Origin of the sequence: Pandoraea aquatica (genome assembly GCF_902459565.1) — a bacterium.
GTDB classification, from domain to species: domain Bacteria; phylum Pseudomonadota; class Gammaproteobacteria; order Burkholderiales; family Burkholderiaceae; genus Pandoraea; species Pandoraea aquatica.
The window spans coordinates 303,893-328,248 of record NZ_CABPSN010000005.1; the positions used below are offsets into that span (position 1 = coordinate 303,893).

24 protein-coding genes are annotated in these 24,356 nt (G+C 62.6%); 9 read left to right on the forward strand and 15 right to left on the reverse strand.

Annotated features, from left to right (window positions below; translation table 11 throughout):
- Window positions 1-104 precede the first annotated feature (104 nt).
- From PAQ31011_RS18420 to PAQ31011_RS18445, 6 genes are all read right to left on the reverse strand, one after another.
- Entirely contained in the window at window positions 105-842 is a 738-nt protein-coding gene (locus PAQ31011_RS18420; RefSeq protein WP_150577175.1) for a transporter substrate-binding domain-containing protein, read from the reverse strand.
- A 39-nt stretch (window positions 843-881) separates the two neighbouring features.
- Window positions 882-1,628 carry an IclR family transcriptional regulator gene (locus tag PAQ31011_RS18425; protein WP_039396700.1) on the reverse strand — a complete coding sequence of 249 codons (747 nt, stop codon included), beginning with the start codon at window positions 1,626-1,628 and terminating at the stop codon, window positions 882-884.
- Between the two features lie 245 nt (window positions 1,629-1,873).
- Window positions 1,874-3,442, reverse strand: coding sequence for a class I adenylate-forming enzyme family protein (locus tag PAQ31011_RS18430; protein WP_150577176.1), 1,569 nt, complete (start codon window positions 3,440-3,442; stop codon window positions 1,874-1,876).
- Between the two features lie 105 nt (window positions 3,443-3,547).
- Window positions 3,548-4,792, reverse strand: a complete 1,245-nt coding sequence (locus tag PAQ31011_RS18435; RefSeq protein WP_150577177.1) for an acyl-CoA dehydrogenase family protein — start codon at window positions 4,790-4,792, stop codon at window positions 3,548-3,550.
- A 21-nt stretch (window positions 4,793-4,813) separates the two neighbouring features.
- The gene (locus PAQ31011_RS18440) at window positions 4,814-5,644 is read right to left on the reverse strand and encodes an alpha/beta fold hydrolase (RefSeq protein WP_150577178.1); all 831 of its coding nucleotides are present in this window, start codon (window positions 5,642-5,644) and stop codon (window positions 4,814-4,816) included.
- The gene (locus PAQ31011_RS18445; RefSeq protein WP_150577179.1) at window positions 5,641-6,687 is read right to left on the reverse strand and encodes a 2,5-dihydroxypyridine 5,6-dioxygenase NicX family protein; all 1,047 of its coding nucleotides are present in this window, start codon (window positions 6,685-6,687) and stop codon (window positions 5,641-5,643) included. The genes PAQ31011_RS18440 and PAQ31011_RS18445 overlap by 4 nt, the downstream gene beginning before the upstream one ends.
- A 145-nt stretch (window positions 6,688-6,832) precedes the next feature.
- On the opposite strand from PAQ31011_RS18445, the gene PAQ31011_RS18450 reads away from it, so the two are divergent.
- The 5 genes from PAQ31011_RS18450 (at window position 6,833) to kynA (ending at window position 11,075) form a co-directional block, all read left to right on the forward strand.
- Window positions 6,833-7,351, forward strand: a complete 519-nt coding sequence (locus PAQ31011_RS18450) for a flavin reductase family protein (RefSeq protein WP_039396694.1) — start codon at window positions 6,833-6,835, stop codon at window positions 7,349-7,351.
- Window positions 7,352-7,359: 8 nt separating this feature from the next.
- Window positions 7,360-7,830: a MarR family winged helix-turn-helix transcriptional regulator gene (locus PAQ31011_RS18455; protein WP_150577180.1), complete on the forward strand. Its 471-nt coding sequence runs from the start codon at window positions 7,360-7,362 to the stop codon at window positions 7,828-7,830.
- Window positions 7,831-8,073: 243 nt separating this feature from the next.
- On the forward strand, window positions 8,074-8,769 hold the full coding sequence (kynB, locus tag PAQ31011_RS18460; protein WP_150577181.1) for an arylformamidase: 696 nt from the start codon (window positions 8,074-8,076) through the stop codon (window positions 8,767-8,769).
- A gap of 67 nt (window positions 8,770-8,836) precedes the next feature.
- The gene (gene kynU / locus PAQ31011_RS18465; protein ID WP_150577182.1) at window positions 8,837-10,090 is read left to right on the forward strand and encodes a kynureninase; all 1,254 of its coding nucleotides are present in this window, start codon (window positions 8,837-8,839) and stop codon (window positions 10,088-10,090) included.
- Between the two features lie 16 nt (window positions 10,091-10,106).
- A complete protein-coding gene (gene kynA / locus PAQ31011_RS18470) occupies window positions 10,107-11,075 on the forward strand; it encodes a tryptophan 2,3-dioxygenase (RefSeq protein WP_150577183.1) in 969 nt (322 codons plus the stop codon).
- 348 nt (window positions 11,076-11,423) lie between these two features.
- On the opposite strand, the gene PAQ31011_RS18475 is transcribed toward kynA, so the two are convergent.
- On the reverse strand, window positions 11,424-12,272 hold the full coding sequence (locus tag PAQ31011_RS18475; RefSeq protein WP_246179650.1) for an IclR family transcriptional regulator: 849 nt from the start codon (window positions 12,270-12,272) through the stop codon (window positions 11,424-11,426).
- Between the two features lie 192 nt (window positions 12,273-12,464).
- Here PAQ31011_RS18475 and PAQ31011_RS18480 point away from each other — a divergent pair, with 192 nt between their 5' ends.
- On the forward strand, window positions 12,465-13,658 hold the full coding sequence (locus tag PAQ31011_RS18480) for an acyl-CoA dehydrogenase (RefSeq protein WP_039396682.1): 1,194 nt from the start codon (window positions 12,465-12,467) through the stop codon (window positions 13,656-13,658).
- A gap of 310 nt (window positions 13,659-13,968) precedes the next feature.
- Here the strand turns inward: PAQ31011_RS18480 and PAQ31011_RS18485 are convergent, their stop codons facing one another.
- Window positions 13,969-14,607, reverse strand: coding sequence for a peroxiredoxin (locus PAQ31011_RS18485; protein WP_150577184.1), 639 nt, complete (start codon window positions 14,605-14,607; stop codon window positions 13,969-13,971).
- A gap of 215 nt (window positions 14,608-14,822) precedes the next feature.
- Here PAQ31011_RS18485 and PAQ31011_RS18490 point away from each other — a divergent pair, with 215 nt between their 5' ends.
- From PAQ31011_RS18490 to PAQ31011_RS18500, 3 genes are all read left to right on the forward strand, one after another.
- Window positions 14,823-15,131 (forward strand): ElaB/YgaM/YqjD family protein, encoded by a 309-nt coding sequence (locus PAQ31011_RS18490; RefSeq protein ID WP_150577185.1) that lies wholly within the window; start codon window positions 14,823-14,825, stop codon window positions 15,129-15,131.
- 117 nt (window positions 15,132-15,248) lie between these two features.
- Window positions 15,249-15,632: a phage holin family protein gene (locus PAQ31011_RS18495; RefSeq protein ID WP_046292761.1), complete on the forward strand. Its 384-nt coding sequence runs from the start codon at window positions 15,249-15,251 to the stop codon at window positions 15,630-15,632.
- 13 nt (window positions 15,633-15,645) lie between these two features.
- Window positions 15,646-16,188: a DUF3318 domain-containing protein gene (locus PAQ31011_RS18500; protein WP_174990181.1), complete on the forward strand. Its 543-nt coding sequence runs from the start codon at window positions 15,646-15,648 to the stop codon at window positions 16,186-16,188.
- A 133-nt stretch (window positions 16,189-16,321) separates the two neighbouring features.
- On the opposite strand, the gene PAQ31011_RS18505 is transcribed toward PAQ31011_RS18500, so the two are convergent.
- The 7 genes from PAQ31011_RS18505 to PAQ31011_RS18530 all read right to left on the reverse strand — a co-directional run bounded on the left by PAQ31011_RS18505 (window position 16,322) and on the right by PAQ31011_RS18530 (window position 24,355).
- Complete coding sequence (locus tag PAQ31011_RS18505) at window positions 16,322-16,819, reverse strand: GspH/FimT family pseudopilin (protein ID WP_174990192.1); 498 nt, start codon at window positions 16,817-16,819, stop codon at window positions 16,322-16,324.
- A gap of 73 nt (window positions 16,820-16,892) precedes the next feature.
- Entirely contained in the window at window positions 16,893-17,534 is a 642-nt protein-coding gene (locus tag PAQ31011_RS18510; protein WP_150577188.1) for a pilus assembly protein, read from the reverse strand.
- On the reverse strand, window positions 17,513-18,475 hold the full coding sequence (locus PAQ31011_RS18515) for a PilW family protein (RefSeq protein WP_174990182.1): 963 nt from the start codon (window positions 18,473-18,475) through the stop codon (window positions 17,513-17,515). The genes PAQ31011_RS18510 and PAQ31011_RS18515 overlap by 22 nt, the downstream gene beginning before the upstream one ends.
- Before the next feature lie 11 nt (window positions 18,476-18,486).
- Window positions 18,487-18,816, reverse strand: coding sequence for a hypothetical protein (locus PAQ31011_RS26480; RefSeq protein ID WP_174990183.1), 330 nt, complete (start codon window positions 18,814-18,816; stop codon window positions 18,487-18,489).
- Between the two features lie 312 nt (window positions 18,817-19,128).
- Window positions 19,129-19,386, reverse strand: a complete 258-nt coding sequence (locus PAQ31011_RS18520; RefSeq protein ID WP_039396661.1) for an acyl-CoA-binding protein — start codon at window positions 19,384-19,386, stop codon at window positions 19,129-19,131.
- 304 nt (window positions 19,387-19,690) lie between these two features.
- Window positions 19,691-21,172, reverse strand: coding sequence for an AdeC/AdeK/OprM family multidrug efflux complex outer membrane factor (adeC, locus tag PAQ31011_RS18525; RefSeq protein ID WP_150577190.1), 1,482 nt, complete (start codon window positions 21,170-21,172; stop codon window positions 19,691-19,693).
- Window positions 21,173-21,175: 3 nt separating this feature from the next.
- Window positions 21,176-24,355, reverse strand: a complete 3,180-nt coding sequence (locus PAQ31011_RS18530) for an efflux RND transporter permease subunit (RefSeq protein ID WP_150577191.1) — start codon at window positions 24,353-24,355, stop codon at window positions 21,176-21,178.
- Between the last annotated feature and the right edge of the window lies 1 nt (window position 24,356).

A 24,356-nucleotide genomic window follows, 5' to 3' on the forward strand; every position in this document is an offset into this window, starting at 1 on the left:
CTTTATTACTTGGGCGGGCGACGTCACTCCAACACGAGTGACGGCCAGCCCGCCCGGTATTGCTCAGGTCATACGTGATGCGACCAACTCGCGAATGACGCGACTTACTTCGACGTGCCGAAGTACTTCGTCACGAGCGCGGCGTAGGTGCCGTCAGCACGCACCTTTTCCAGCGCCTTGTTCATTTCTTCGGTCAGCGCCTTGTCGTCCTTGCGCAGCGCGAAGCCATAACGCTCGACGGTCAGGGTCTTGTCGAGCACCTTGACGCTCGGGTTGGCCTTGGCATACAGCAGCGCTGCCGGCTTGCCCGTCACTGCGGCGTCGGCACGGCCGATCTTCACGAGTTCGAACATCTGGTCGTTCTTCTCGACTTCCACGCGCGAGACCTTCGGGTAGTTTTCCGTCAGGAACTGCACCGACTTCGTACCGACCTGCACCGACACCTTCTTGCCGTTCAGATCGGCCGGTTCCTTGATGCTGGTGTTGTCAGCCTTGACCATGATGGCCAGACCGCCGGTGTAGTACGGGTGCGTGAAGTTCACGGCCTTCAGGCGTTCGTCGGTGATGTAGATCGCCGAGGCGGCCACGTCGACACGCTTGGACAGCACGGCCGGAATCAGACCCTTGAAGTCGATATCCGTCCATTCGACCTTCTTGCCCATGGCCTTGCCCAGCGCTTCGATCATTTCGACGTCGAAGCCGGTGCGCTTGCCGTTATCCACATACTCGAACGGGGGGAACGTGGCGTCGGTGGCAACACGCAGCACGTCGTCAGCAGCGAAGACCTTGCTCGAGCAGGTGACGGCCAGCGCCATCGTGAACAGGATGTGACGCAATTTCATCTGGTACTCCTTCGTGTAGTCTCGGTTCGGAAAAACCGGTTAAAAGTACTGCAATCGATTCGAAATACGCTCGGCTGCCGCCACCGTGAGGCGGATCAGCTCTTCGTGGCGCTGCGCCACACGCACGGCCGGCGCCATCAGCGTGATGGTGCCCTCCAGACGTTCCTTCGCGGCAAAGACCGGAGCCGATACGCCCCAGACGCCGAAATCCACTTCGCTCTCCGACACCGCGTACCGTTGCTTGCGAATCTCTTCGATCTGCGCAGCAAGACGCTCCTGCGCGACCGGCTGGCCAGCCAGCTGACGGCCGATCAGGTTCTCGCGGGTGGTCTGGGGCAGGAAGGAGAGCAAGGCCTTGGCCGAGGCGCCGTGCACCAGCGGGTGCGCGCGGCCTTTCGCGAACGAGCAACGCAGCGATTGCTCGCTCTCGTGCATGTCGAGGCAGACGACCTGACCATTGGCGGCGACGAGCAGACCGACGGTCTCCCCGGTGCGCTGCACGAGGGCGTCGATCTCTTCACGTGCCTGAGTCACAAGATGCGAGTTGTGGTCGAAACCCCACGCCAATTGCACGCCAACCGGACCCGGTTCGTAGAGCGCCTCATGGGCGTGCTCCTGTACCAGCCCCCACTTCTTGAGCGGAACGAGGTGGCGGTAAACCGTAGAGAGCGGCAGGCTCGTTTGCGCGGCGATCTCGCGTGCCGCGATCGGTCGTCCATGACGCGCTACAGTCACGAGGACTTGCAGTACGCGCTCGGAGACCGAATGAGCTTCGGTGGTGTCCATCGTCTTCAAAAACCAAAGAAAGCAAAAAAATCAGCAGGCTGTGCCGCTGATGACGACATGGGCGCTATCTTGCGATGCAATTCCCAAAGTAAAAAATGCAATTCTCACCGGATGGTAACAAATTGGGAGATTACGCATAGGGACTTTCCCTTATGCATCGCGGAAGTCGGGCATAAAAAAACGCCGAACCCCCTGTCTGACAAGGCATTCAGCGCTTTTAAGCAAGATTTGAATAAAGCTTCTGATTAGCGACTTCTAGTAGCCATTTGCGAATTCGCAGCGCTTGATAGCCACTCGATGAGAATCGGTTTTTGCACTTTCCCAAGTGCGCTCTTGGGCAAGCTCTCGAAAATGACGACGCGTCGCGGCAGTTTGAAGCGCGCGATGCGCGTGCCGAGAAAGTCGAGTACCGACGTCTGCGTCGCGCCTGCTTGCGGCGTTGTCACGACCACGGCCACCGGCACTTCTCCCCAGCGTTCGTCCGGCACGCCGACGACCGACGCTTCGAGCACGCCCGGGCAATCGACCAGCGCGTTTTCGATTTCGGCGGGATAGATGTTCTCGCCGCCCGAGATGATCATGTCCTTGCTGCGGCCGACGACTTCATAGCAACCGTCTTCGCGCAGTCGCGCCAGATCACCGGAGTGGAACCAGCCATCGGCGAACGACACGTGATCGGGCGCACGCCAATACTCGCGCATCACGTTCGGCGCCCTCACGAGAATTTCACCGACGTCACCGAGCGCCACGTCCTGCCCCGCCGGGTCGACCAGACGCACTTCCACGCCAGGACACGCACGCCCCACCGCACCGGGGTGCGCCTTCGCCTCGCCGAAGCGCAAGGCGATGGACACCGGCCCCGTCTCCGTTGCGCCATACACTTGCCCGAGTGGAATGCCGCGCGCGTGGAAGGCGTCGATGGCGGACATCGGCACCACGCTCGATCCCGCCATCACCCCCCGCAGCGACGAGAGATCGCTCGCGCCCCAGGCGGGGTGCGTCTGCACGGCGCGCATCGTGGCGGGCACCATCAGCGAGAGCGTCGGGCGATGCCGCGCGACATCGGCGAGCCATGCCGCCGGATCGAAGCGCGGATGCAAGGTGACGGTTGCGCCACAGAGCAGCGCGGGCAGCGTCTGAATGCACAGACCGCCGACGTGAAACATCGGCAGCGTCGAAAGAATGTGATCGTCGGCACGCATGTCGTGCGACCACCAGCTCGCTTCGGCATTGGCCAGCAGCCCGGCCTGCGTGTGCAACGCGCCCTTGGGTTCGCCGGTCGTGCCAGACGTGTAAGCCAGCAGCACGGGGGCATCGGCCGGCACGTCCGGGTAGTCGACCGGTTTGACCGACGGCACCGCAATCAAGCCGTCGATGGGCGCGATGGCCGGTGGGGGCAGATCGGTGATGGTGTCCTGTTCGAGCAGGTCGCGAATCTGACGTGCGGCGTCGCGATGCGTGGCGTCGAACCACAGCACGCGCACGCCCGCATGACGCACGATGGCGGCCAGTTCCGGCACGGCAAGCCGGAAGTTCAGCGGCAGAAAGATGGCACCGGCGCGCGCGCAGGCAAACAGCAGCGCCAGTTGCAATTCGTCGTTCAGACCGAGACAGGCGACGCGGTCGCCCGGCGCAATGCGCCACGTCTCGCGCAGGTGGCCGCCAACGCGCTCGACGCGTCGCCACAGCGCGGCGTAATCAGTCGTGGCAGTCGTTGCGGTCGTGAGGGCTTCGTCACCGAACCCGCAGCGCAGCGCCAGCCGCTTGGGCGTGGCGCGCGCATGACGGGCAAGCGCTTCTACAAAAGGCGTCAACTTCTTCTCCGTCACAAGAGAGACGGCGAGACAGTCATCGTCTCGCCGATTCGCTGAACCACGGCACTCCTGATGGGCGATGCGAAAGCCTCGCCCGGGGATGGCTCACTCGTCGCGCTCGCCCGGCTCGTACAGCGCCTCGCGGCCGATGCGGTCGAGGCACAGCTCGGCCGTCCACGGCAACATCAGCGCGCCGCAACGCGAATCGCGATACATGCGCTCCAGCGGCAAGGTCTTGAGCATCGACTGGCCGCCGCACGTACGAATCGCGAGACGGCACAACTCGTTCGCATTCTCCATGATCGTGTACTGCGCTGCATAGGCGCGCAGACGCGCTTCCTTGCCCGGATCGGCACGGCCGTCCTGCAAGGCTCGCAGGAACAGCGCACGCGTTTGCTCCAGCATGATGTGCATCTGCGCGACGGCGATCTGCTTGGTCGGATACATACGACGCTTGACCGGCGCGCCCATGCCCTCGGCTTCGCCGCGCAGATACTTGACGGTGAAGTCGTACGCCGCCTGCGCGATGCCCATATAGGTCGGTGCCAGCGTCATGAACATGTGCGGCCAGCGGCTCGCGGCCTGATAGTAGACACCGCGCGGCATCAGTTGCAGCTCATCCGGCACGAACACGTCCTTGAAGAGCAGCGTACGCGAGACCGTGCCACGCATGCCGAGCGGGTCCCAGTCGCCGGTGACGGTCACGCCCGGGGCGTCGCCCGGCACGGCGATGTAGAACGTGTCCTTCATCGACAGCTCGGGCTTGTCTTCCGTGCACAGCACGCCGTAGTAGTTCGCCGCGCCCGAGAGCGATGCGAAGATCTTGCGGCCGTTGATCATCCAGCCGCCGTCGACTTTCGTCGCCGTGGTGCCGAACGGCGCCTTGCCTGCCGCCGCCGCGCTGCCTTCGGAGAACGGTTGCGCGTAGATCGCGCCGTCCTGAATCACGCGCTCGAAGTGGTGCTTTCGATAGCCCGCATGCTCGGTGCGTTGCTCGGGCGTCATGTCGAGATCGTCGGACAGAATGCCGGTCCACATCATCGAGCACGTATGCATGTTGAACGTGAGCGCGGTCGCGCCGCAATGGCGGCCGAGTTCGGCGGACACCATCATGTACGTGGCGAAGTCCGCGCCCAGCCCGCCGTCTTCTTCCGGGATGCACAACTTCAGCAGGCCAGCAGCGCGCATGTCGTCGTAGTTCTCGAACGGGAACGACGCTTCGCGGTCCCAGCGCGCGGCGCGTGGGGCGAGCGATTCGCGGCCGACCTGTTCTGCCAGCGCCAGCAAGCGCCGCTGCTTGTCCGTGAGCGGGAAGTGCTCGCCGACGATCGAGGGAGGCTGATAGGCCACGGTTGTCTCCTGATGTTTGTTCTAGAGCGTTGCGAGGAAGGTGCGCACCTCGGCGTCGAAGGCGGCCGGGTGTGTCAGATTCATGAGATGGCCTGCGCCGGGCAGGCAGACGTAGCGCGCGTCCGGAATCGACTCGGCCATGCGCGCCATGACTTTCGGTGGCGCGTTGTTGTCGTGTTCGCCCGCGACCAGCAACACCGGCACGTTCAGTCGCGCCAATGCCGCGCGTTGCTCGAAACCGACGAGGGCCTGTAACGCGGCGCGGTATGCGGGCGGCGTGAGCGCGCCCATCGCATCGACGGCCAGTGCATGTGCGCTCGCGCGTGTCACGTCGTCCGGCTCGCCGAGCATGCCCGGCACGATCGCTTCGGCCATCTCGCGCAGGGTCTTGCCCGCGTCGAGCGGCGCCGTGCGCTGACGCACGAACTCGCGCTGGAAGTCGCCGTCCGGTTTGCCGAAGGCCGGTGACGTGCCGCACAGCACGAGACCGACGACGTCGCGGGTCGAGGGTGCGCCGCGCGCCATCAGTTCCTGCACGACCATGCCGCCCATGCTGTGTCCGACGAGGACAAAGCGCGGTGCCTCCGACGTCGAACGCAACGTATCGAGCAACGCAAGAAGGCTATCGGCGAGCGCCGCCATCGTCGGCTCAGTTGGCATGGCGCTATCGCCGTAGCCCGGCATATCCCACGCCACCACCCGGTAGCCAGCGGCGACGAACGTGTCGAACTGCGCGGGCCAGACGTGACGGTTCCCGCCGATACCATGCAGCAGTACAAGCGTGAGCGGACCGTCGCCGGACTCCCGATAGGCGGGGCAAGCAGGCGCAGCCATCGATGGCGACGTCATCATGCGAACTCGCCCTGGAGTTGCCCGTCGCGCACGACGACATCGCCGTCGAGTGCAATCGTGCATTTACGCAATGGCAGATCGAAGTGACCCAGCGTGTGGCGTCCCGCGACCTCGTTGGCCCCCGTCGAGTACAGGAAGTTGCCTGCGAAGGCGCGCTGCTCCGTGCCGTTGCAATCGCGCTTGTCGTAGCAGGCGAGTGCATCCCAGCGAGCGCGCGGGTTCAGGCCGAAGCCGACGTGCGACACGGCGTACGCCTCGCGGTCGCCCCACGCGGCGAAGTAATCGCGCATGAGATCGACGTCGACGCCCTCTCCGTCGATGGCCACGACATAGTCGTCCTCGACGGTGAGCGCGATGCGATCGCGCAAATATTGTTTGAAGGTGAGATTGATGTCGCCCGGCGCGAGCACGAGCTGGCCGTTGACGCTGTGTGCTGCGGGAAACGCCAGCGCGAGGCCGCCGGGCCAATGCGCGACCTGTCCCGGTTTGGCGCACCAGCCCCACACGCCCCCCACGCGCGCATCGCGAAGTCCGATGCGCAAATCGGTGCCGGCAGCGGACGTCACATGCATTTCTGCTGCACTGCGCAAACGCTTGATCGCGGCGCGTACTTTCGGCTCCAGTGCCGGGTCGGTGGCGCAGCGTTCCAGAATCTCGGGGTGTTCGTTGGACACCATCAGCACGCGCGCGCCGCCGCCCAGAATCTCGGGCAATTCGGGGGCGTGCAACAGGCCTTCGACGGTGCAGTCGACGACGAGTGTCGCCGCCTTGAGGGCCGCCACGACGGGGGCGAGTTGCCCCAGCGCGTCGCTGGCGCCGGTCGAGCGCACAGGCACCGGGGCACTGACACGCGGACTGGGCACCACCAGCCGGAACGGCCTTGCGCCAAGCGCCTCGGCGGCCAACTGCGCCAATTCCACATTGATAGGCCGGGATTGCGTTTCAGCTACAATCGCCACCACATCACCGGGTCGTATGTCGCAGCGCCGCAAGGTCTCGGCAAATACGTCGATCCACTTATGCTCGATTCGCTCGATCAGCATATCGTCTCCTGAGCGTCTGACCCTTGCGCCCTTGCCGGGCAACGTTGGCCGTCACGCGTCTTGTCGATCTGTTGTTCGTGCCATAGTATATGAATATTCATACAAATCAACCCGATCAAATTAGCCGGACGGGAGTGCAGGGAAAGTGAACGCCAATCGCGCCTCGGCGCCTGATTTCGACAGCGCAGCTTTTCGCAGTGCGCTCGGTCAATTTGCGACCGGTGTCACCGTGATCACCACGCGGGCCGACGACGGCTCGCTCATCGGCATCACCGCCAGTTCGTTCAATTCGGTGTCGCTCACGCCGCCGCTTATCTTGTGGAGTCTTGCCACGCGTGCGGGCAGCATGCCCGTGTTCCGTGAAAACACACATTACGCCGTGAACGTGCTCGCTGCCGATCAGCTCGATCTGTGCAAGCGATTCGCAACGATGAAGGGCGACCGGTTCGCGGGCGTGCCGTACACGTTGTCGGCGTCGGGCACCCCGGTGCTCGATGGCGCGCTGGCCTGGTTCGAATGCCACAACCGTAGCCGTTACGACGAAGGCGATCACGTCATCTTCGTGGGTGAAGTGGAGCGTTGCGGTGTGCATACCGATGTGGCTGAGCGCATGCCGCTGATCTTCCACGCAGGCGGTTTCCACAAGCCGCAATCGCTGGGCTGAGGCACATCATGTCTGCTGCGCGGCCGGTCACACCGGCTTCCTCCGACACACCGTTCGTCGACGACTATCTGCTGTACCTGCTCGCCCGCGCGAGCGCGCTCGTGTCGGACGAGTTTCATCGCGAAGTGGCTGCCGCCGGTCTCGGCGTGCTGGAGTGGCGCGTGCTTGCGACGTTGTCCGACGGGCGCGCGCGCACCATCAATCAACTCGCAGACATCGTGCTCGCCAAGCAGCCGACCGTGACCAAGGTCATCGACCGGCTCGAAGCCTCGGGCGACGTCGTGCGGGGCGAGAGCGCCACTGACCGCCGGCAATCGCTGGTCACGCTCACCGACGCGGGCATCGCCCAGGTCACCCCGCTGCTGGCGGGGGCGCGACGTCATGAGGCGAGCGTGCTTGCCCGATTCGGCGAGACGCAGTCGGCACAACTCAAGGAAGCGCTGCGCGAGCTCATCGACCAGATGACGCATCGAGGTTAGTCGCCCTCCCCGCACGCTCACTTCCCCTCGTATTACCCCACCGACGAATTCGGGCGAACTCGCATCGAATTCGATCAAATTCGCAAAACTTAAAAGAATCCACCGAGAAACAGGCAAAAATGTTTGCCTGATTTCAATTCAACCTACCCGGCCATTCGAATACGCAAGCACCTGCGGCGAAGAATTTCCTACACTATCTGGGATTTCTTCCTCCACAAAACGCGCTTTATCAAGCGCTTGCGTATGAACGTTTCGAACGCTCCGGAAGCTCCGAATGCCGCGGCCAACACCGCAGAAGTGGCCACCACGACCGAACGTCGCGTGTGGGACATCAGCGCCCCCTTGTCCGCAGACACGCCCGTATGGCCCGGCGACACGCCGCTGACCGAGGAAGCCGTGTGGCAGATCGGCCCCGGCTGCCCGGTCAACGTCGGCCGCATCACGCTCTCGCCGCACACTGGTGCGCATGCCGATGCGCCACGTCATTACGACGACGCGGGCGTTTGCATCGGCGAAGTCGATCTTCAGACATATCTAGGGCCGTGCCGGGTGATCCATTGCCTTGGCGCTTCGCCGGTCGTCACGCCCGAGATGGTCGCGCCGCACCTCACCAACGTTCCGCCGCGCGTGCTGTTGCGCACATATACGCAAGCGCCGGTTTCGCGCTGGGACAGCGAGTTCTGCGCCGTTGCGCCGGAGACGATCGATTTGCTGGCGTCGCACGGCGTGAAGCTTGTGGGCATCGATACGCCCTCGCTCGATCCGCAGCAGAGCAAGACGATGGACGCCCATCACCGCATTCGTGCGCATCGCATGGCGATCCTCGAAGGGCTGGTGCTCGACGCCATCTCTCCGGCCGATTACGAACTCATCGCGCTGCCGCTGAAGTTCATGCGGCTCGATGCAAGCCCGGTGCGCGCAGTGCTTCGCGCGCTCTGAGCATCGCGACACACACGGTTTTCTTTTTTCATCCAACGCTTTTACTCATTACTCAACTACGCAAACCATGACGTCTTCTCGCAACGATTGTCTGGCCCTCGACGCGGCCGATGCCCTTGCCCCGCTGCGCGCACAGTTCGACCTGCCTAAGGATGTGATCTATCTCGACGGCAACTCGCTGGGCGCGCGTCCGATCGCGTCGGCCAAGCGCGCGCAGGAAGTGATTACCGGCGAATGGGGCGTGGGCCTCATCCGCAGCTGGAACGAAGCCGACTGGTTCGCACTGCCGCGCACGCTCGGCGACAACCTCGCCCCGATCATCGGTGCAGGCAAGGGTGAAGTCGTGGTGACGGATACCACGTCGAGCAACCTTTTCAAGGTGATGGCCGCCGCGCTCGACGCGCAGCGTGAGCGTTCGCCCAAGCGCAAAGTCGTGATCTCCGAGCGCAGCAACTTCCCGACCGATCTGTACATCGTGCAGGGCCTGACGCGTCTGCTCGACGACGGTTACTCGCTGCGCCTGATCGACTCGCCGGACGAGCTGCAAAGCGCGCTGGGCGACGACGTTGCCGTGGTGCTGCTCACGCACGTGAACTACCGCACGGGCGCGATGTACGACATGAAGGCGCGCACGGCCGAGATTCATGCGAGCGGCGCGCTGGCAGTGTGGGATCTGTGCCACTCGGCGGGCGCGGTGCCGGTCGATCTGAACGGCGCCGATGCCGATTACGCCGTGGGTTGCACGTACAAATACCTGAACGGCGGTCCGGGTTCGCCGGCATTCGTGTGGGTCAACAAGAAGCACCAGGACACGTTCTGGCAACCGCTGTCGGGCTGGTGGGGTCACCGCACGCCGTTCGCGATGACGCCGGAGTACACCCCGGACGACGGCATCGGCCGTTACCTGTGCGGCACGCAGCCGATCGTCTCGCTGTCGCTGGTGCAATGCGGTCTGGATATCTTTGCGCAGACGTCGATGGACGCACTGCGTCGCAAGTCGCTCGCGCTGACGGATCTGTTCATCAAGCTGGTTGAAGAGCGTTGCGCCGAATTCCCGCTGACGTTGGTGACGCCGCGCGATCACGCGTCGCGTGGTTCGCAGGTGAGCTTCGAGCATCCGGAAGGTTTTGCCGTGATTCAGGCACTGATTGCGCGCGGCGTGATCGGCGACTATCGCGAGCCGCGCATCATGCGTTTCGGCATGACGCCGCTGTACACGAGCTTTGCCGACGTGTGGGATTCGGTCGAGATTCTGCGCGACGTGCTGAGCACCGGTTCGTGGGACAAGCCCGAGTTCCATCGCCGTGGCACGGTGACCTGAGCGAGGAGTTGTCAGCATGACCAAGCCGTCCCCCAAGACTACGACGCCGACGTCCGACACGCCCGCTCAAGGCGGGTGCCCGTTCGGGCATGGAAGCGAAGCGACTGGCGGTGCGTCCGCCACGTCCACCACGTCTTCCACGACTGCCAGCACGTCTGCCAATGCCACACAATGGCACGACGCGCAGCTCGACTTCTCGAAGAGCATGAGCTATGGCGACTACCTGTCGCTCGATCCGATTCTGAACGCGCAGCATCCGCGTTCGACGGACCACAACGAGATGCTGTTCATCATTCAGCATCAGACGAGTGAGCTGTGGATGAAGCTCGCGCTGTTCGAGTTGCAGGCAGCGCGCACGGCCGTTCACAACGACGAACTGCCGCCGGCGTTCAAGATGCTGGCACGCGTGTCGCGCATTCTCGAGCAACTGGTGCAGGCGTGGAGTGTGCTGGCGACGATGACGCCGTCGGAGTATTCGTCGATGCGTCCGTCGCTGGGCAGCTCGTCGGGCTTCCAGTCGTATCAGTACCGCATTCTGGAGTTCATGCTGGGCAACAAGAATGCGGCGATGCTGGCACCGCACTCGCATCGTCCGGACCTGTATCAGCAGGTCGAAGCTGCGCTCAACGCGCCGTCGTTCTATGACGAAGTGGTGCGTCTGTTGGCGCGTCGTGGCTTTGCGATTGCGCCGGAGCGTCTGGAGCGCGACTGGACAAAGCCGACGCCGCACGACACGAGCGTCGAAGCGGCATGGCTTGAGGTCTATCGCAATCCGTCGCAGCACTGGGAGCTATATGAGATGGCCGAGGAATTGGTCGATCTCGAAGATGCTTTCCGTCAGTGGCGCTTCCGTCACGTGACTACGGTCGAACGCATCATCGGCTTCAAGCAAGGGACCGGCGGCACTAATGGCGCGCCGTATCTGCGTAAGATGCTCGACGTCGTGTTGTTCCCCGAGCTTTGGCACGTGCGGACGTTGCTGTGAGTTTTTGGTTGGAACCGATCGCTTAGATTCGGTGAGCGCCGTTGTTCGATGTCCGGGCAACGGCGCTTTTTCGTTTACCCAATCGGTTGAATACGGTTAGCGCCTATGTCACGTGCCCGGGGCAGCGGCGCTTGCCCGGCCCCTGACTCCGCTCCACTACCTTTAAGTCGCTACGTCAGGGGCCGGACAATCACCGCCATCGAATGTCCCAAAACCCGGTGCGGTTGTCGACCATTTGGTGTCGTCGCATCTGATGAGGTGACGAATCGACTTGGGTGTCGCCCGCAGTGCGACTTAAAGGTAGTGGAGTGCTGCGGGCGACACCCAAGTCGATTAACCACAGACCGATTAAGCGTTTCCGCTAAGCCGCGCGGCCAACTGTTTCAATCGGGGTCCGATCTCCTCCCGAAACACCGAATCCGGAATCGAAGAAGACGGCCCGCTGCAGCTGATCGCGAGCCAGCGGTTCTGACGGATATCGCGAAGCGGCACGGCGACGGCATTCACACCTTCATGCCACTCGCGAAACGAGTAGCAGAGCCCTTCCCGCTTGTAGGATTCGATCCCTTTGTCGACACCCGATTGCAGCGCGTCCCAGCCGACGTTGCGCAGTGCGGCGGGATTGGCGTCGTAGGCATCGTGCAAATCCGAGAGCATCGTCTCGCGCTCGGTCGGCGTCATGGCCGCGAGATAGACGCGCCCCATCGAACTGGTCAGCATCGACAAGCGGGAGCCCGCCGTCAGACCCAGCGTGAGATGCGCTGAATCGCTGCGAATCGTCTCCAGATACATCATGTCCACGCCCTCGCGACATCCGAGCGAGATCGAGCATCCCATTTCCTTGGCGAGCGCACGCATGTGGGGACGCGCCAGCGTCAGCATATCGGTGCCGTTCAGGAACGCGTAGCCGAGGGCCAGCACGCCGGCATCCAGTGCATATTTGCCGAGGTCGACGTCGTAGCGCAGGTAGCCGAGTTCGGTGAGCGTGTATGCCAGACGGCTCACCGTCGCCTTCGGCAGTCCCGTGCGCGCCGCGAAATCGCGATTGCCGAGCAGCATGTCGTCCGGCCCGAAGGCGCGCAGCAGTTCAAGGCCTCGCGCCAACGCGGTAACGAACTTGCGCTCGTCGTGCGACGGCGACACGCCATGAGCCGGCGCACCGGTAAGGGCAGAAAGGGACGTTTTGATCACAGCCATCGCACACTCCGCATCGACTTCACAGTCACATTGAACGACCGGGCAAACAGGATCGAGCACGATCAAACAGATTCGGCCAATGCGTGCATTGGCCGTTGCCCGGCGAAAAATTTTAGTGTTAAACTAACTTCGATTTCAGAACATTGTTCCGCATTGCGGAACTTTCGTCAAGTTGATTGGAGGAGATGGGTCATGGCAGGCAATGCACAGTTTCACTGGGAAGATCCGCTGTTGCTCGACGCACAGCTCACCACCGACGAGCGCATGATTCGCGACGCGGCCGCCGCGTATGCGAACGACAAGCTCGCGCCGCGCGTGCTCGAAGCGTTCCGTCACGAGCGCACCGACGCATCGATCTTTCGCGAGATGGGCGAGATCGGTCTGCTCGGCCCGACGATCCCCGAACAATATGGCGGCCCCGGTCTGAACTATGTGGCCTACGGCCTGATCGCCCGCGAAGTCGAACGCGTGGATTCGGGCTATCGCTCGATGATGTCGGTGCAGTCGTCGCTCGTCATGGTCCCGATCTATGAGTTCGGCAGCGAAGCGCAAAAGCAGAAGTACCTGCCGAAGCTCGCCAGCGGCGAATGGATCGGCTGCTTCGGTCTGACCGAGCCGAACCACGGTTCGGACCCGGCCGGCATGACCACGCGTGCCAAGAAGGTCGCCGGCGGTTACGAGCTGAGCGGCAGCAAGATGTGGATCACGAATTCGCCCATCGCCGATGTCTTCGTCGTCTGGGGCAAGCTCGCCGACGAGAACGGCGAAGAGAAGATCCGCGGCTTCATTCTGGAAAAAGACTGGAAGGGTCTGTCGGCGCCCGCCATTCACGGCAAGGTTGGCCTGCGTGCATCCATCACCGGTGAGATCGTGATGGACCAGGTCTTCGTGCCGGAAGAGAACCTGATGCCGGGCGTCTCCGGCCTGAAGGGTCCGTTCACGTGCCTGAATTCGGCCCGCTACGGTATCGCCTGGGGCGCGCTGGGTGCCGCTGAATTCTGCTGGCACATGGCGCGTCAGTACGTGCTCGATCGCCAACAGTTCGGTCGTCCGCTCGCCGCCAACCAGTTGATTCAGAAGAAGCTGGCCGACATGCAGACGGAAATTACGCTGGGCCTGCAAGGCTGCCTGCGCCTGGGTCGCATGAAGGACGAAGGCACAGCGGCGGTCGAGATCACCTCGATCATGAAACGCAACTCGTGCGGCAAGGCACTCGACGTGGCACGTCTGGCGCGCGACATGCTCGGCGGTAACGGCATCTCGGACGAGTTCGGCATCGCCCGCCATCTCGTGAACCTCGAAGTGGTCAACACTTACGAAGGCACGCACGACATCCACGCCCTGATTCTGGGGCGTGCACAAACGGGCATTCAGGCGTTCTTCTGATTTCCGGGAGTGTAGAAAACGTGAGAAGCGCGGGGGACCTGCGGTCCCTCTTCGGATCTTCGGAGGTCGATGACACATCGGTCTCCCTGGGCCGAGAGGATCGCCCCGTGCCTCCGCGTTGCGGTTGTATCTCTGTTGTTCGGTACGCGTCGTTTCTCGAGCCGCATGTCGCGGGCCGTCAATCCACCGAGTGACGGCGCGTACCCAACAAAAAAGCCAGCTCATGCGAGCTGGCTTTTTTCGTTTCTTGCTTCGGTGAGTGCGGCGCAACGTGATGCATCCGCACATCCACCGTTCATCCGTCCATCGATTACTTGTTCGGCTGCGGCGTGAGGCGCAGGTACGGGCGCACGGCCTTGTAGCCCTTCGGGAATTTCTCCTTCAGTACAGCCTCGTCTTTGAGCGACGGCACGATCACCACGTCTTCGCCATCTTTCCAGTTGCCCGGCGTGGCGACCGAGTAGTTGTCGGTCAGTTGCAGCGAATCGATGACGCGCAGAATCTCGTCGAAGTTGCGGCCCGTGCTTGCCGGGTACGTAATGATCAGACGCACCTTCTTCTTCGGATCGATCACGAACAGCGAGCGCACCGTCACGGTTTCGCTGGCGTTCGGGTGAATCATGTCGTACAGCTGCGAAACCTTGCGATCGCCGTCGGCCAGGATCGGAAAATTGACCGTGGTGTTCTGCGTTTCGTTGATGTCGCTGATCCAGCCCTTGTGCGACTCCGCATCGTCCACCGACAAGGCGATGGCTTTCACGTTACGTTTTTCGAACTCACCCTTGAGTTTGGCAGTCAGACCCAGTTCGGTCGTGCACACCGGCGTGTAGTCGGCCGGGTGCGAGAAAAGGACACCCCAGCCATCGCCGAGGAATTCGTGAAACTTGATCGTGCCGATCGACGAATCCTGCTCGAAGTCGGGAGCGATATCACCCAAACGCAATGTCATTTACGGTCTCCTTGAGAACCTTTCACTCAGTGGGATCAAGACTAAAGGATGCTAAGCTTAGTCAGAACGAATAAAAAATTTGTTCCAAATGATTTCTGGAAATATACCGCAGCCCGTCTGTTGTTTTCTGGCAACGACGCGTTGAAAGCGGTACGATAACCCCCATATCAGCCGCACATCCCCCCGCATTTTCCTCCCAGAAACGGGTAACGACTATGTCGCAAGTGCATATCAACAAGGAGAAGTTCATGACCGATATCAAATCCGTACTGGCCGACGCCGAAGACCTGCTCAAGCAAGCTGCCAACACGACCGGTGAGCGTGCTTCCGAACTGAGCGACAAGGCCCTCGCCCTGCTCAAGCAAGCCAAGGAAAAGGCCTCGGACGTTCAGGTCGTCGTGGTCGAAAAGAGCAAGCAAGCCGCTCGCGCCACGGACGACTATGTGCACGATCATCCGTGGCAAGCCGTGGGCATCGCCGCCGGTATCGGCGTGGTGATCGGCCTGCTGCTCAACCGCAAGTAAGCTCGCTGAATACGCGCAGTCAGCGCGACCAGCACAAGTCACTTTCTCGCCTACTCTGCCAAAGGCGGAGCCTGCCTGACCGGTGCGACGGGTCGGGTGGGCCGCCCCGTCCAGCCCATGACCGACAATGATCGCACGACCCCGCCGCGACCTTCGCTGCGGCGCCTCGCCGGTGCGTTGCTCGAGATCCTTCAGTCGCGCATCGAACTCATCGGCATCGAATTGACCGAAGAGAAGGAACGCCTGATGGGCGTTGCGTTTCTCGGTCTTGCCGCAATGCTCTTCGGTGTTCTCGCCCTCGTGTCGCTGACCGCGCTGGTCATCGTCATCTTCTGGGACACCTATCGCCTCCAGGCCATGACCGGCATCTTCGTCGTGTATCTCTTGCTCGCGAGCTGGTGCGCCATGCGTGCGCGCAACATTCTGCGCGATGCCCCGATGCCGTTCGAAGCCACACTGGCCGAGTTCGAAAAGGACCGCGACGCGCTGCGTCCGGACTGAAGGAGACCCGCCCGTGCCGCTGGAACAGAACCATCCTCAACGACCACGTCGCCCGCGTCAGTCGCGACGCTCCCGTCACGAACTCCTCGCCATCCGCAAGGAAATCGTGCTCACGCGCATTGCCGTCGAGCGTGCCGAACTGATTCAGGCGTCACACGTGACTCGCGAGCGCCTGCGCAACTTCCGCTGGGTTCGCTACCTGTTGCCCGGCGGCCTCGCCCGCTTCTCCGGACTCGGCGGCCTCGGTGGCCTCGCCAACTCCGGTCTCAAGCTCGGCGGTCTGCTCGAACGCTATCCGCTCGTCAGCTCGGTGGCATCGATTGCGCTGACAGGCCTCTCGCACACACCTGTCGGACGCATCGCCCGACGCGGACTCAAGTGGGGCAGCCTCGGCGTACTCGCGTGGCAAGGCATCAAGCTTTGGCAAGAATCGACGAAAGGATCGTCGACACAAGCCGACGCTTCGACAGACCCCGCGACCTCGACGAATCCCGCAGCAACCGCCTCACCGACGCAATCCAAAGATAAGGATCGCGGCTCCCCGCCGTTGATGTAATACCGGCAGTCGCGGCAAGCCGGACATCTAGTCCGGTTTGCCACGCCTCTGCCCGCGTCTCCCCTCCTCCCCTCCTCCCCTCTTACGCAGACACGCAGACACGCCCGTCGTCGCCCCTTGTCCATACGGCCGCCTACGCATCGCAACGCTTTGCGACCCGTGCGCGACCGTAGGCATTGATGGTGATGCAGATGCGCCTATCATGCCCCGTGATGCGCACCGTGCCCGACAACCACTTGCGCGCCTCGGTCCGGATGAAGCCACTCTCGGCGAATGCCAGCCCCTGCGTGTAATGCAACCCCCACCTCGCCTCGATGCTCACGCCCGCCGGCAGCGGCGCATGACGTCCCAATAGCGGCTCGCCCGCATCGAGCCTGTGATTGCGGTTCTCGTCGACAAACGTTACCCAACCGCTGTTGAGACTCACACCGTCGTGCGGTGCGATCGCGATACGTCGATGTCGTCCCAATGCCTCCGCGCGCGCCGCCTGCATCGTCGCCAGAAATGCGCGCGCCGTCGTCTCCACCGCCACACGACGCCGCACCGCCTCGATCGACGGCGCAACAGCAAACAGCGCAACCGCAAGCACCGCCATCGCCACAAGGCATTCGATCAGCGTGACGCCGCGCATCGACCGTGCATCGAACCCACCGAACCTGCAGAACCTGTCCCGCCTATCGATCCGACGTGGCGCGCCGGCCCGATCACGCATCGCAATGCTCACGTCTGGCACCCGGCACGCGCGTGGATATTGCGCTGTCATGCCAGGTCGCGACTTCGCGCCAGTTCAACCTGCGCGACGAAAACGATGTCAGCACAGCGACTCCCGCGGCGTTGCGTCCACGAGACGCGCGGACCTCATAGATCGCTTGCAGTAAGACGCGTGTCCCGGGCAACTTGCCACACCCCATCGCATTCACGCGGTATCGGCGCACGAGCGAGGCTCTTGCCGCTTTCGCCTCCCGCGCGTCCGGCAAATATTCGGTGAACGCAATGCGCTCGATGAAGTACCGCGCGTTGCTCACCGCGACGACGCGCGCATCCTTCCAGCCGATCCCGATCCAGTTCGCCATTTGGTTGGGCTCCCGGCTTCCGTCCCGGTAACGGGCACCGATGACACCATGCGGCCCCTCGTCGAATTCGTACGGCGCAGCAATGTCTGGCGCCTCCGCACCACCGACCAAGCGCGCGCGGGCCGCCCGCAGTGCATCGTGCGCTGCGCCGAAAGCAAACACCCTGTCGTTCGTGTACGCGATGAAGCGAGTCGCCAGCTCTCGATGCTGCATGCCGGAGGCCGCCAGCGCCATCAGCGCCGCGAGCCACATCACGATGAAGACACCAACCATTTCGCCTCCTCGCGAATACCGCCATCGTTACGCCGGTAGGCCACCACAGTGAACACATGTAAATGGACGTCGCCGGCATTGGTCAGCCACTTGTACTCTCGACCACCGGACGCCGCATCGAAAACTTCGACGGTCCGGCCCACACGCTGTTTTCCCCCACGTCGCGGCGTCCCCCTCAGCACGAGTGAAAATGCCACGGCACTCACGTTCTCCCAGCCACCGGACCCGGCCGGCGCACTGGGCGGTTTGCGTCGCGCGCTCTTCACAGGATTCATCCAACGCATTGGCCCGGTTCCCCCGGCGCGCACGCCCAACCGGATGTACATCGCCTCGACGCCGATGACCAGCACCTGCGCAGGGCGCAACGTCGTGATCTTGTAGCCCCGGTCGCCGTAACGACAGAACAGTGACGGCACACCGTCTTCGCTCTTGTCGACGTAGAAGGCACTCACGTTACGGTCATCACCATTGCTTCGCGCGATGACGTTTGCCCCGCCACAGTTCTGCACCGCACCGCTGCCATTGCCGTTTTCGTCGCCGTAGCCCGCACCGTGATACTGCACCTCCAGCATCGTGCTGCCCTGCCAGCCACGCTTCGGACAGGTGTCGACCGTGCTCGCGCATTCGGCACTGGCGCGCAGTGAAGGCCAATCGCCCAGACCGGGCCGAACCGATTGATCTGCTTTGAGAATCGGCCCCTCCAACGGATCCCAGTTTCGATATCCGGCCATGCCGACAGCACGTGTGAGTTGGGTCAACGCGAAGGCGGCACGCTCGTTCACCTCGTATCGTTCCGCCTGCACGCGCCACAACCGGAGACCCGCGAGATAGATCGCAGTCGCAGCCATCACGATCAGCAGCCCCAGCGGCATGGCGATCACCCATTCGAGCAAGGTGAAGCCACGCATGCGACGATTGCCTGCCGGTAGACGATGCGTCATTGGCAATGTCGTCATGGCTGACGCTCGACAGCCATGACGGCGTGCATCGAAGGAGACGGCAATGCCGTTGTCACCACTTTGTGCGCAACCCCTACTGTGGCCGACGACATACCGCCCGCCGCTTGCCAGTGCGCGAAGCCCTGCGCACCGGCGACGAGCGTGGTCATCGTGAACAGGACGTCGAGCAGCGCTGCCCCTCGCATCGCGCGGCGACAACGAACGGGCGGCGAATGCGGTCTCGGTGGTGTCGGCGGGGACGATGCACGCACACGGTTCAGTTGTACATGGCGTGACGTGTGATGCCCGACGCGTTGCAGCATGTGATGGCGATCCTGTTGCATGGTGCGATTCCTCGACTCGTTGATGGGTTGTTGATGGCTCGTTGAAGACGTGTCCATCGTCGCGCATCGCCATCGCCCAACCAATCGGACAGCACCGCAAAACCCGCCCCGTTATGCGCCACCTCACTTCTCATACGCAAAGCCGTGCCAGCCCATTCATCGCATCCGTCATCGCCATAAAAAACGGCGACCGAAGTCGCCGTCTTTCCTCTCATCGATGGTCGCGTGCCGTGCTGCGAGCGCGCGTCACCTAAGCATGACGCTTACGTCACACGAAAGCGCAAGGGGCCATCGACGATGCACACACCGTCCTCACCCCTTGAGGGATTCGATGAGTTCGACGTAGGCCGTCTGCACTTCGTCTTTCGATTTGCCCTTGAGCATTTCCCAGGCATCGAATTTGGCGCGGGCGACGAAGTCCATCGCACCGGGGCGGGAACCGGTCACGTCGCCCTCCGTGCCTTGCTTGAACAGCGCGTAGATGCGCAGCAGCGTCAGATTGTCGGGGCGTTCGGGCAGCGTCTTGGATTGGGCTACCGCCTCGTCGAAGCGGGCTTGAAGATCGCTCATGGTGTCTCTCCCTGGAAAAACAGTCAGCTTATAAGTGACCCGCGCGACGACTGGGCGATGTTGGCAGCAAGGTGTGCGGCACACGCGTCGACGCTCGGGATGTTGCGAATACAACGCGAACAAGGATAGCGACGATGGCCTACGCAAGGTAGGGGCCAGCGTAGAACCCTGCGTCTAAACCTCTCGGGAACTGAGTTGCTTGTTACCAAAATCGCCCGGCGCACGCGATGTACAGAACGCAACCGGCACTGCAATGAAAAACGCCCGGCATTGCCGGGCGTTTTCTCGATCGTCAAACCTTACATCACGACGCAGAGGCTGCGGACGCCGTGCCTGCATTCGCAGGTGCCGAGCGCTCTTCCCAACCGCCGCCCATCGCCTTGTACAGCGTGACGAGGTTGGTCCAGCGTGCCAGACGCGTCGCGATCAGCGTTTGCTGCGACGAGTACAGCGAGCGTTGCGCAACCAGCGCGTTCAGATAGCTGTCCACGCCATTGCGGTAGCGCAGGTCCGAAAGCTTGTAGCTCTCGTCGCTCGCCTTCACGAGCGATTCCTGCGCCGCAATCTGATCGTCCAACGTGCCGCGTGCCGCCAGACCGTCGGACACTTCGCGGAACGCCGTCTGAATCGCCTTCTCGTAGTTGGCGATCTCGATACGCTTCTGCACCTTGGCCAGATCGAGGTTGGCGATGTTCTGCCCGCCCGCGAAAATCGGCAGCGTGATGGTCGGTGCGAACGACCATGCGCCCTGCCCGCCCTTGAACAGATTGCTCAGCGATGCGCTCGCTGTGCCGGCATTCGCCGTCAACGAAATCGACGGGAAGAACGCCGCACGTGCCGCACCGATGTTCGCGTTGGCACCCTTGAGCGTGTGCTCGGCGGCCGTCACGTCCGGACGGCGCAGCAGCAAGTCCGACGGCAGCCCGGCAGGCAGATCGGCCAGCAGGCCCTGCCCGTCGAGCGGACGTGCCGGCGGCAGATCGGCCGGCAGCGGCTGGCCGATGAGCAACGCCAGCGCGTTTTCGTCCTGTGCCACCTGACGCGTGTACTGCGCGAAGTTCGCACGCGCCGTATCGACCGGCGTCTGCGCCTGACGCAGATCCAGCCCGGAGGCCGTACCCACGTCGAAACTGCGCTTGGTCAGGTTATACGACGATTGCTGGCTCTTGAGCGTGTCCGACGTGAGCTTGAGCAGCTCCTGATCGGCCAGCCACGTGAGGTACGCCGTTGCCACTTCCGAGACGAGCGTGATATGCGCCGCCTTGGCCGTGTCCTCGCTCGCCAGGTACGACTCCAATGCCTGATCCTTCAGGCTCTGGATGCGACCGAACAAGTCGAGTTCGTACGACGTGAAACCCACGCCGACCTGATAGCTGCGGCTGATCCCCGCACGACCCGACGACGACAGATCGGCCGGCGAGCGCTGAACCGACGCCTGACCTGCCGCCCCCACCGAGGGCAGCAGCGCCGAGCGCTGGATCTGGTACTGCGCACGTGCGGCTTCGACGTTGAGCATCGAGACACGCAGATCGCGGTTGTTCTCCAACGCGATCTCGATCAGCTTTTGCAGGCGCGGATCGGCGAAGAAATCACGCCATCCCAGATCGGCGGCCACGACATTGCTGTCGGCGGCCCCGTTCTGGTTCGCCGCGCCGGGCGTCTTGTAAGCCGGGCCCGTGGGGAACGACGTGGCGACCGGTGCCTCGGGCCGCTCATAGTGCGGCGCGAGGGTACAGCCTGCCAGGAACGCCGCCGCCAAGGCCATCGGCAATGCTTTGTGCTTCATAGGTCAGTTTCCTTCCTTGGCGGGACCGTTGGTCGCGTCCGGGTTCTCGTGACGCATTTCCGGATGTTCCACCGTGTCCAGATTCTCATGTGCGAAGCGCTTGCGCACCAGCACGAAGAACACCGGCACGTAGTAGATCGCGAGGAACGTCGCGGCCAGCATACCGCCGATCACACCGGTACCGATGGCGTGCTGCGAAGCCGAACCTGCACCGTTGGAGATCGCCAGCGGCAGCACACCGAGAATGAACGCCATCGACGTCATCAGAATCGGTCGCAGACGCAGTCGAACGGCTTCCATCGTCGCTTCCATCAGCGTGCGGCCCTGCTCCTGCAGATCCTTGGCGAATTCCACGATCAGAATTGCGTTCTTCGCCGACAGACCCACTGTGGTCAGCAGACCCACCTGGAAGTACACGTCGTTGGACAACCCGCGCAACGTGGCGGCCAGCAGTGCACCCAACACGCCCAGCGGCACCACCAGAATCACCGAGAACGGGATCGACCAGCTTTCGTACAACGCGGCCAGACACAAGAACACGATCAGGATGGAGATCGCATACAGCGCCGGAGCCTGCGAGCCCGAAATACGCTCTTCGAACGACAGACCCGTCCACTCCAGACCGATACCCGGCGGGAGTTGCTTCGCGATTTCTTCCACTGCCTTCATCGCTTCGCCCGACGACTTGCCCGGTGCCGGCATACCCTGAATTTCCACGGCAGGCACACCGTTATAGCGCTCCAGACGCGGCGAGCCGTACGTCCACTTGCCCGTGGCGAAGGCCGAGAACGGCACCATCGTCCCGCTGCTGTTACGCACATAGAGCTTGTTGATGTCCTGCGGCAGCATCCGGTCCTTCGGCTCTGCCATCACGTACACCTTCTTCACACGACCGCGGTCGATGAAGTCGTTCACGTACGACGAGCCCCACGAAGCCGACAACGTCTGGTACACGTCGGAAATCGACAGACCCAGTGCCGCGGCCTTTTCTTCGTCGACGTCCACCTTGTACTGCGGCGTGTCGTCCAGACCGTTCGGGCGCATGTTCGCCAGATTCGGGTTCTTCGCTGCCATGCCCAGCATCTGATTACGGGCGGCCATCAGGGCGTCGTGACCCAGACCTGCACGATCCTGCAACTCGAAGTCGATACCGCCCGCGTTACCGAGTTCCGGCACCGACGGCGGGTTGATCGCGAAGATCATGGCGTCCTTCACGCTGGCGAAGGCCTGGTAGGAACGCGCAATCACAGCCTGCACCTTGAGGTCGGATGCCTGACGGTCTTCCCACGGCTTCATCATCGTGAACGCCAGACCCACGTTCTGACCACGGCCGTTAAAGCCGAAGCCCGTCACCGTGAAGATCGAACGAACCGAGTCCTTTTCCTTCTCGAGGTAATGCTTCTCGACCTGCTTCATGACGTCGAGCGTACGCTCTTGCGTCGCACCCGGCGGCAATTGCACGAGGTTGAAGAAGTAGCCCTGATCTTCGTCCGGCAAGAACGCCGTCGGCATGCGCACGAACAGGAAGCCGACGACCGCCACGATCACCACGTAGACGATCACGAGCGGCGTGGTGCGCTTGAGCAAGCGCTCCACCTGCCCCTGATAAGCCTTCGAGCCGCTGTCGAACTTGCGGTTGAACCAGCCGAAGAAGCCGCGTTTCTCGTGAACCTCACCCTTCTTGATCGGCTTGAGGATCGTTGCGCACATGGCCGGCGTGAGCACGATAGCCACGAGCACCGACAACGCCATGGCCGCCACGATGGTCAGCGAGAACTGACGATAGATGGCACCGGTCGAGCCGCCGAAGAATGCCATCGGCACGAACACCGCCGAGAGCACGAGCGCCACACCCACCAGCGCGCCGACGATCTGATCCATCGCCTTCTTCGTCGCTTCTTTTGGACTCAGCCCTTCTTCCGCCATCACCCGCTCGACGTTTTCGACCACCACAATGGCATCGTCGACGAGCAGACCGATGGCGAGCACAAGGCCGAACATCGATAGCGTGTTGATGGAGAAGCCTGCCGCACCCATGATGCCGAACGTACCGAGCAGCACCACCGGCACCGCAATCGTCGGGATGATCGTTGCCCGCAGGTTCTGCAGGAACAGATACATCACGAGGAACACGAGCACGATACCTTCGATGAGGGTCTTGATCACTTCCTCGATCGAGATCTTCACGAACGGCGTGGTGTCGTACGGATAGTCGACCTTCATGCCCTGCGGGAAGTACGGCTCGAGTTCGGTGACCTGCTGCTTGACGGCAGTTGCCGTTTGCAGCGCGTTCGCACCGGTGGCCAGCGTAATCGCCAGACCGGCGGCCGGCTTGCCGTTGTAACGTGCCACGACCTGATACGACTCACCGCCCAGCTCGATGCGCGCCACGTCACCCAGACGCACTTGCGAGCCGTCCTTGTTGACCTTGAGCAGAATCTTGCGGAACTGCTCCGGCGTTTGCAGACGGCTCTGTGCCGTCACGGTCGCGTTGAGCTGCTGGCCCTTCACCGCAGGCGCGCCACCCAGCTCACCGGCCGAGATCTGCACGTTTTGCGCTTGAATGGCGTTCGAGACGTCGATGACCGTCAGGTTGTAGCCGTTCAACTTCTGCGGATCGACCCACACACGCATGGCGTACTGCGAACCGAACAGCTGGACCTGACCCACGCCGTTCACACGGCTGATCGGATCCTGCACGTTGGCGGCAATGTAGTTCGCCAGGTCGATGTCGGTCATGTTGCCGTCATCGGAATACGCGCCGATCACCAGCAAGAAGTTCTTGGTCGCTTTCGCTACCTTGATACCCTGCTGTTGCACCTGCTGCGGCAGCAGCGGCGTGGCGAGTTGCAGCTTGTTCTGCACCTGCACCTGGGCGATGTCCGGGTCCGTACCCTGAGCGAACGTCAGCGTGATCTGAGCGGTACCCGAGCCGTCGGACGTCGACGACATGTACTCAAGGTGATCGATACCGTTCATCTGCTGCTCGATCACCTGCGTGACCGTATCCTGCACGGTCTGCGCCGAAGCGCCCGGATAGGTCGCGGTGATCTGCACGGACGGCGGTGCGATCGGCGGATACTGCGAGACCGGCAGCTTCAGAATCGAAAGCGCACCGGCCAGCATGATGACAATGGCGATCACCCAAGCAAAGATCGGGCGATCGATAAAAAACTTTGCCATG

Excerpts from the sequence above, each read along its gene's own strand:
- PAQ31011_RS18420 (WP_150577175.1), bottom strand. The coding sequence starts at position 842 with ATGAAATTGCGTCACATCCTGTTCACGATGGCGCTGGCCGTCACCTGC.
- PAQ31011_RS18425 (WP_039396700.1), bottom strand. The coding sequence starts at position 1,628 with ATGGACACCACCGAAGCTCATTCGGTCTCCGAGCGCGTACTGCAAGTC.
- PAQ31011_RS18440 (WP_150577178.1), bottom strand. The coding sequence starts at position 5,644 with ATGATGACGTCGCCATCGATGGCTGCGCCTGCTTGCCCCGCCTATCGG.
- PAQ31011_RS18445 (WP_150577179.1), bottom strand. The coding sequence starts at position 6,687 with ATGCTGATCGAGCGAATCGAGCATAAGTGGATCGACGTATTTGCCGAG.
- PAQ31011_RS18455 (WP_150577180.1), top strand. The coding sequence starts at position 7,360 with ATGTCTGCTGCGCGGCCGGTCACACCGGCTTCCTCCGACACACCGTTC.
- kynB (WP_150577181.1), top strand. The coding sequence starts at position 8,074 with ATGAACGTTTCGAACGCTCCGGAAGCTCCGAATGCCGCGGCCAACACC.
- kynU (WP_150577182.1), top strand. The coding sequence starts at position 8,837 with ATGACGTCTTCTCGCAACGATTGTCTGGCCCTCGACGCGGCCGATGCC.
- kynA (WP_150577183.1), top strand. The coding sequence starts at position 10,107 with ATGACCAAGCCGTCCCCCAAGACTACGACGCCGACGTCCGACACGCCC.
- PAQ31011_RS18475 (WP_246179650.1), bottom strand. The coding sequence starts at position 12,272 with ATGGCTGTGATCAAAACGTCCCTTTCTGCCCTTACCGGTGCGCCGGCT.
- PAQ31011_RS18480 (WP_039396682.1), top strand. The coding sequence starts at position 12,465 with ATGGCAGGCAATGCACAGTTTCACTGGGAAGATCCGCTGTTGCTCGAC.
- PAQ31011_RS18485 (WP_150577184.1), bottom strand. The coding sequence starts at position 14,607 with ATGACATTGCGTTTGGGTGATATCGCTCCCGACTTCGAGCAGGATTCG.
- PAQ31011_RS18490 (WP_150577185.1), top strand. The coding sequence starts at position 14,823 with ATGTCGCAAGTGCATATCAACAAGGAGAAGTTCATGACCGATATCAAA.
- PAQ31011_RS18495 (WP_046292761.1), top strand. The coding sequence starts at position 15,249 with ATGACCGACAATGATCGCACGACCCCGCCGCGACCTTCGCTGCGGCGC.
- PAQ31011_RS18505 (WP_174990192.1), bottom strand. The coding sequence starts at position 16,819 with ATGCGCGGCGTCACGCTGATCGAATGCCTTGTGGCGATGGCGGTGCTT.
- PAQ31011_RS18510 (WP_150577188.1), bottom strand. The coding sequence starts at position 17,534 with ATGGTTGGTGTCTTCATCGTGATGTGGCTCGCGGCGCTGATGGCGCTG.
- PAQ31011_RS18515 (WP_174990182.1), bottom strand. The coding sequence starts at position 18,475 with ATGACGCATCGTCTACCGGCAGGCAATCGTCGCATGCGTGGCTTCACC.
- PAQ31011_RS26480 (WP_174990183.1), bottom strand. The coding sequence starts at position 18,816 with ATGCAACAGGATCGCCATCACATGCTGCAACGCGTCGGGCATCACACG.
- PAQ31011_RS18520 (WP_039396661.1), bottom strand. The coding sequence starts at position 19,386 with ATGAGCGATCTTCAAGCCCGCTTCGACGAGGCGGTAGCCCAATCCAAG.
- adeC (WP_150577190.1), bottom strand. The coding sequence starts at position 21,172 with ATGAAGCACAAAGCATTGCCGATGGCCTTGGCGGCGGCGTTCCTGGCA.
- PAQ31011_RS18530 (WP_150577191.1), bottom strand. The coding sequence starts at position 24,355 with ATGGCAAAGTTTTTTATCGATCGCCCGATCTTTGCTTGGGTGATCGCC.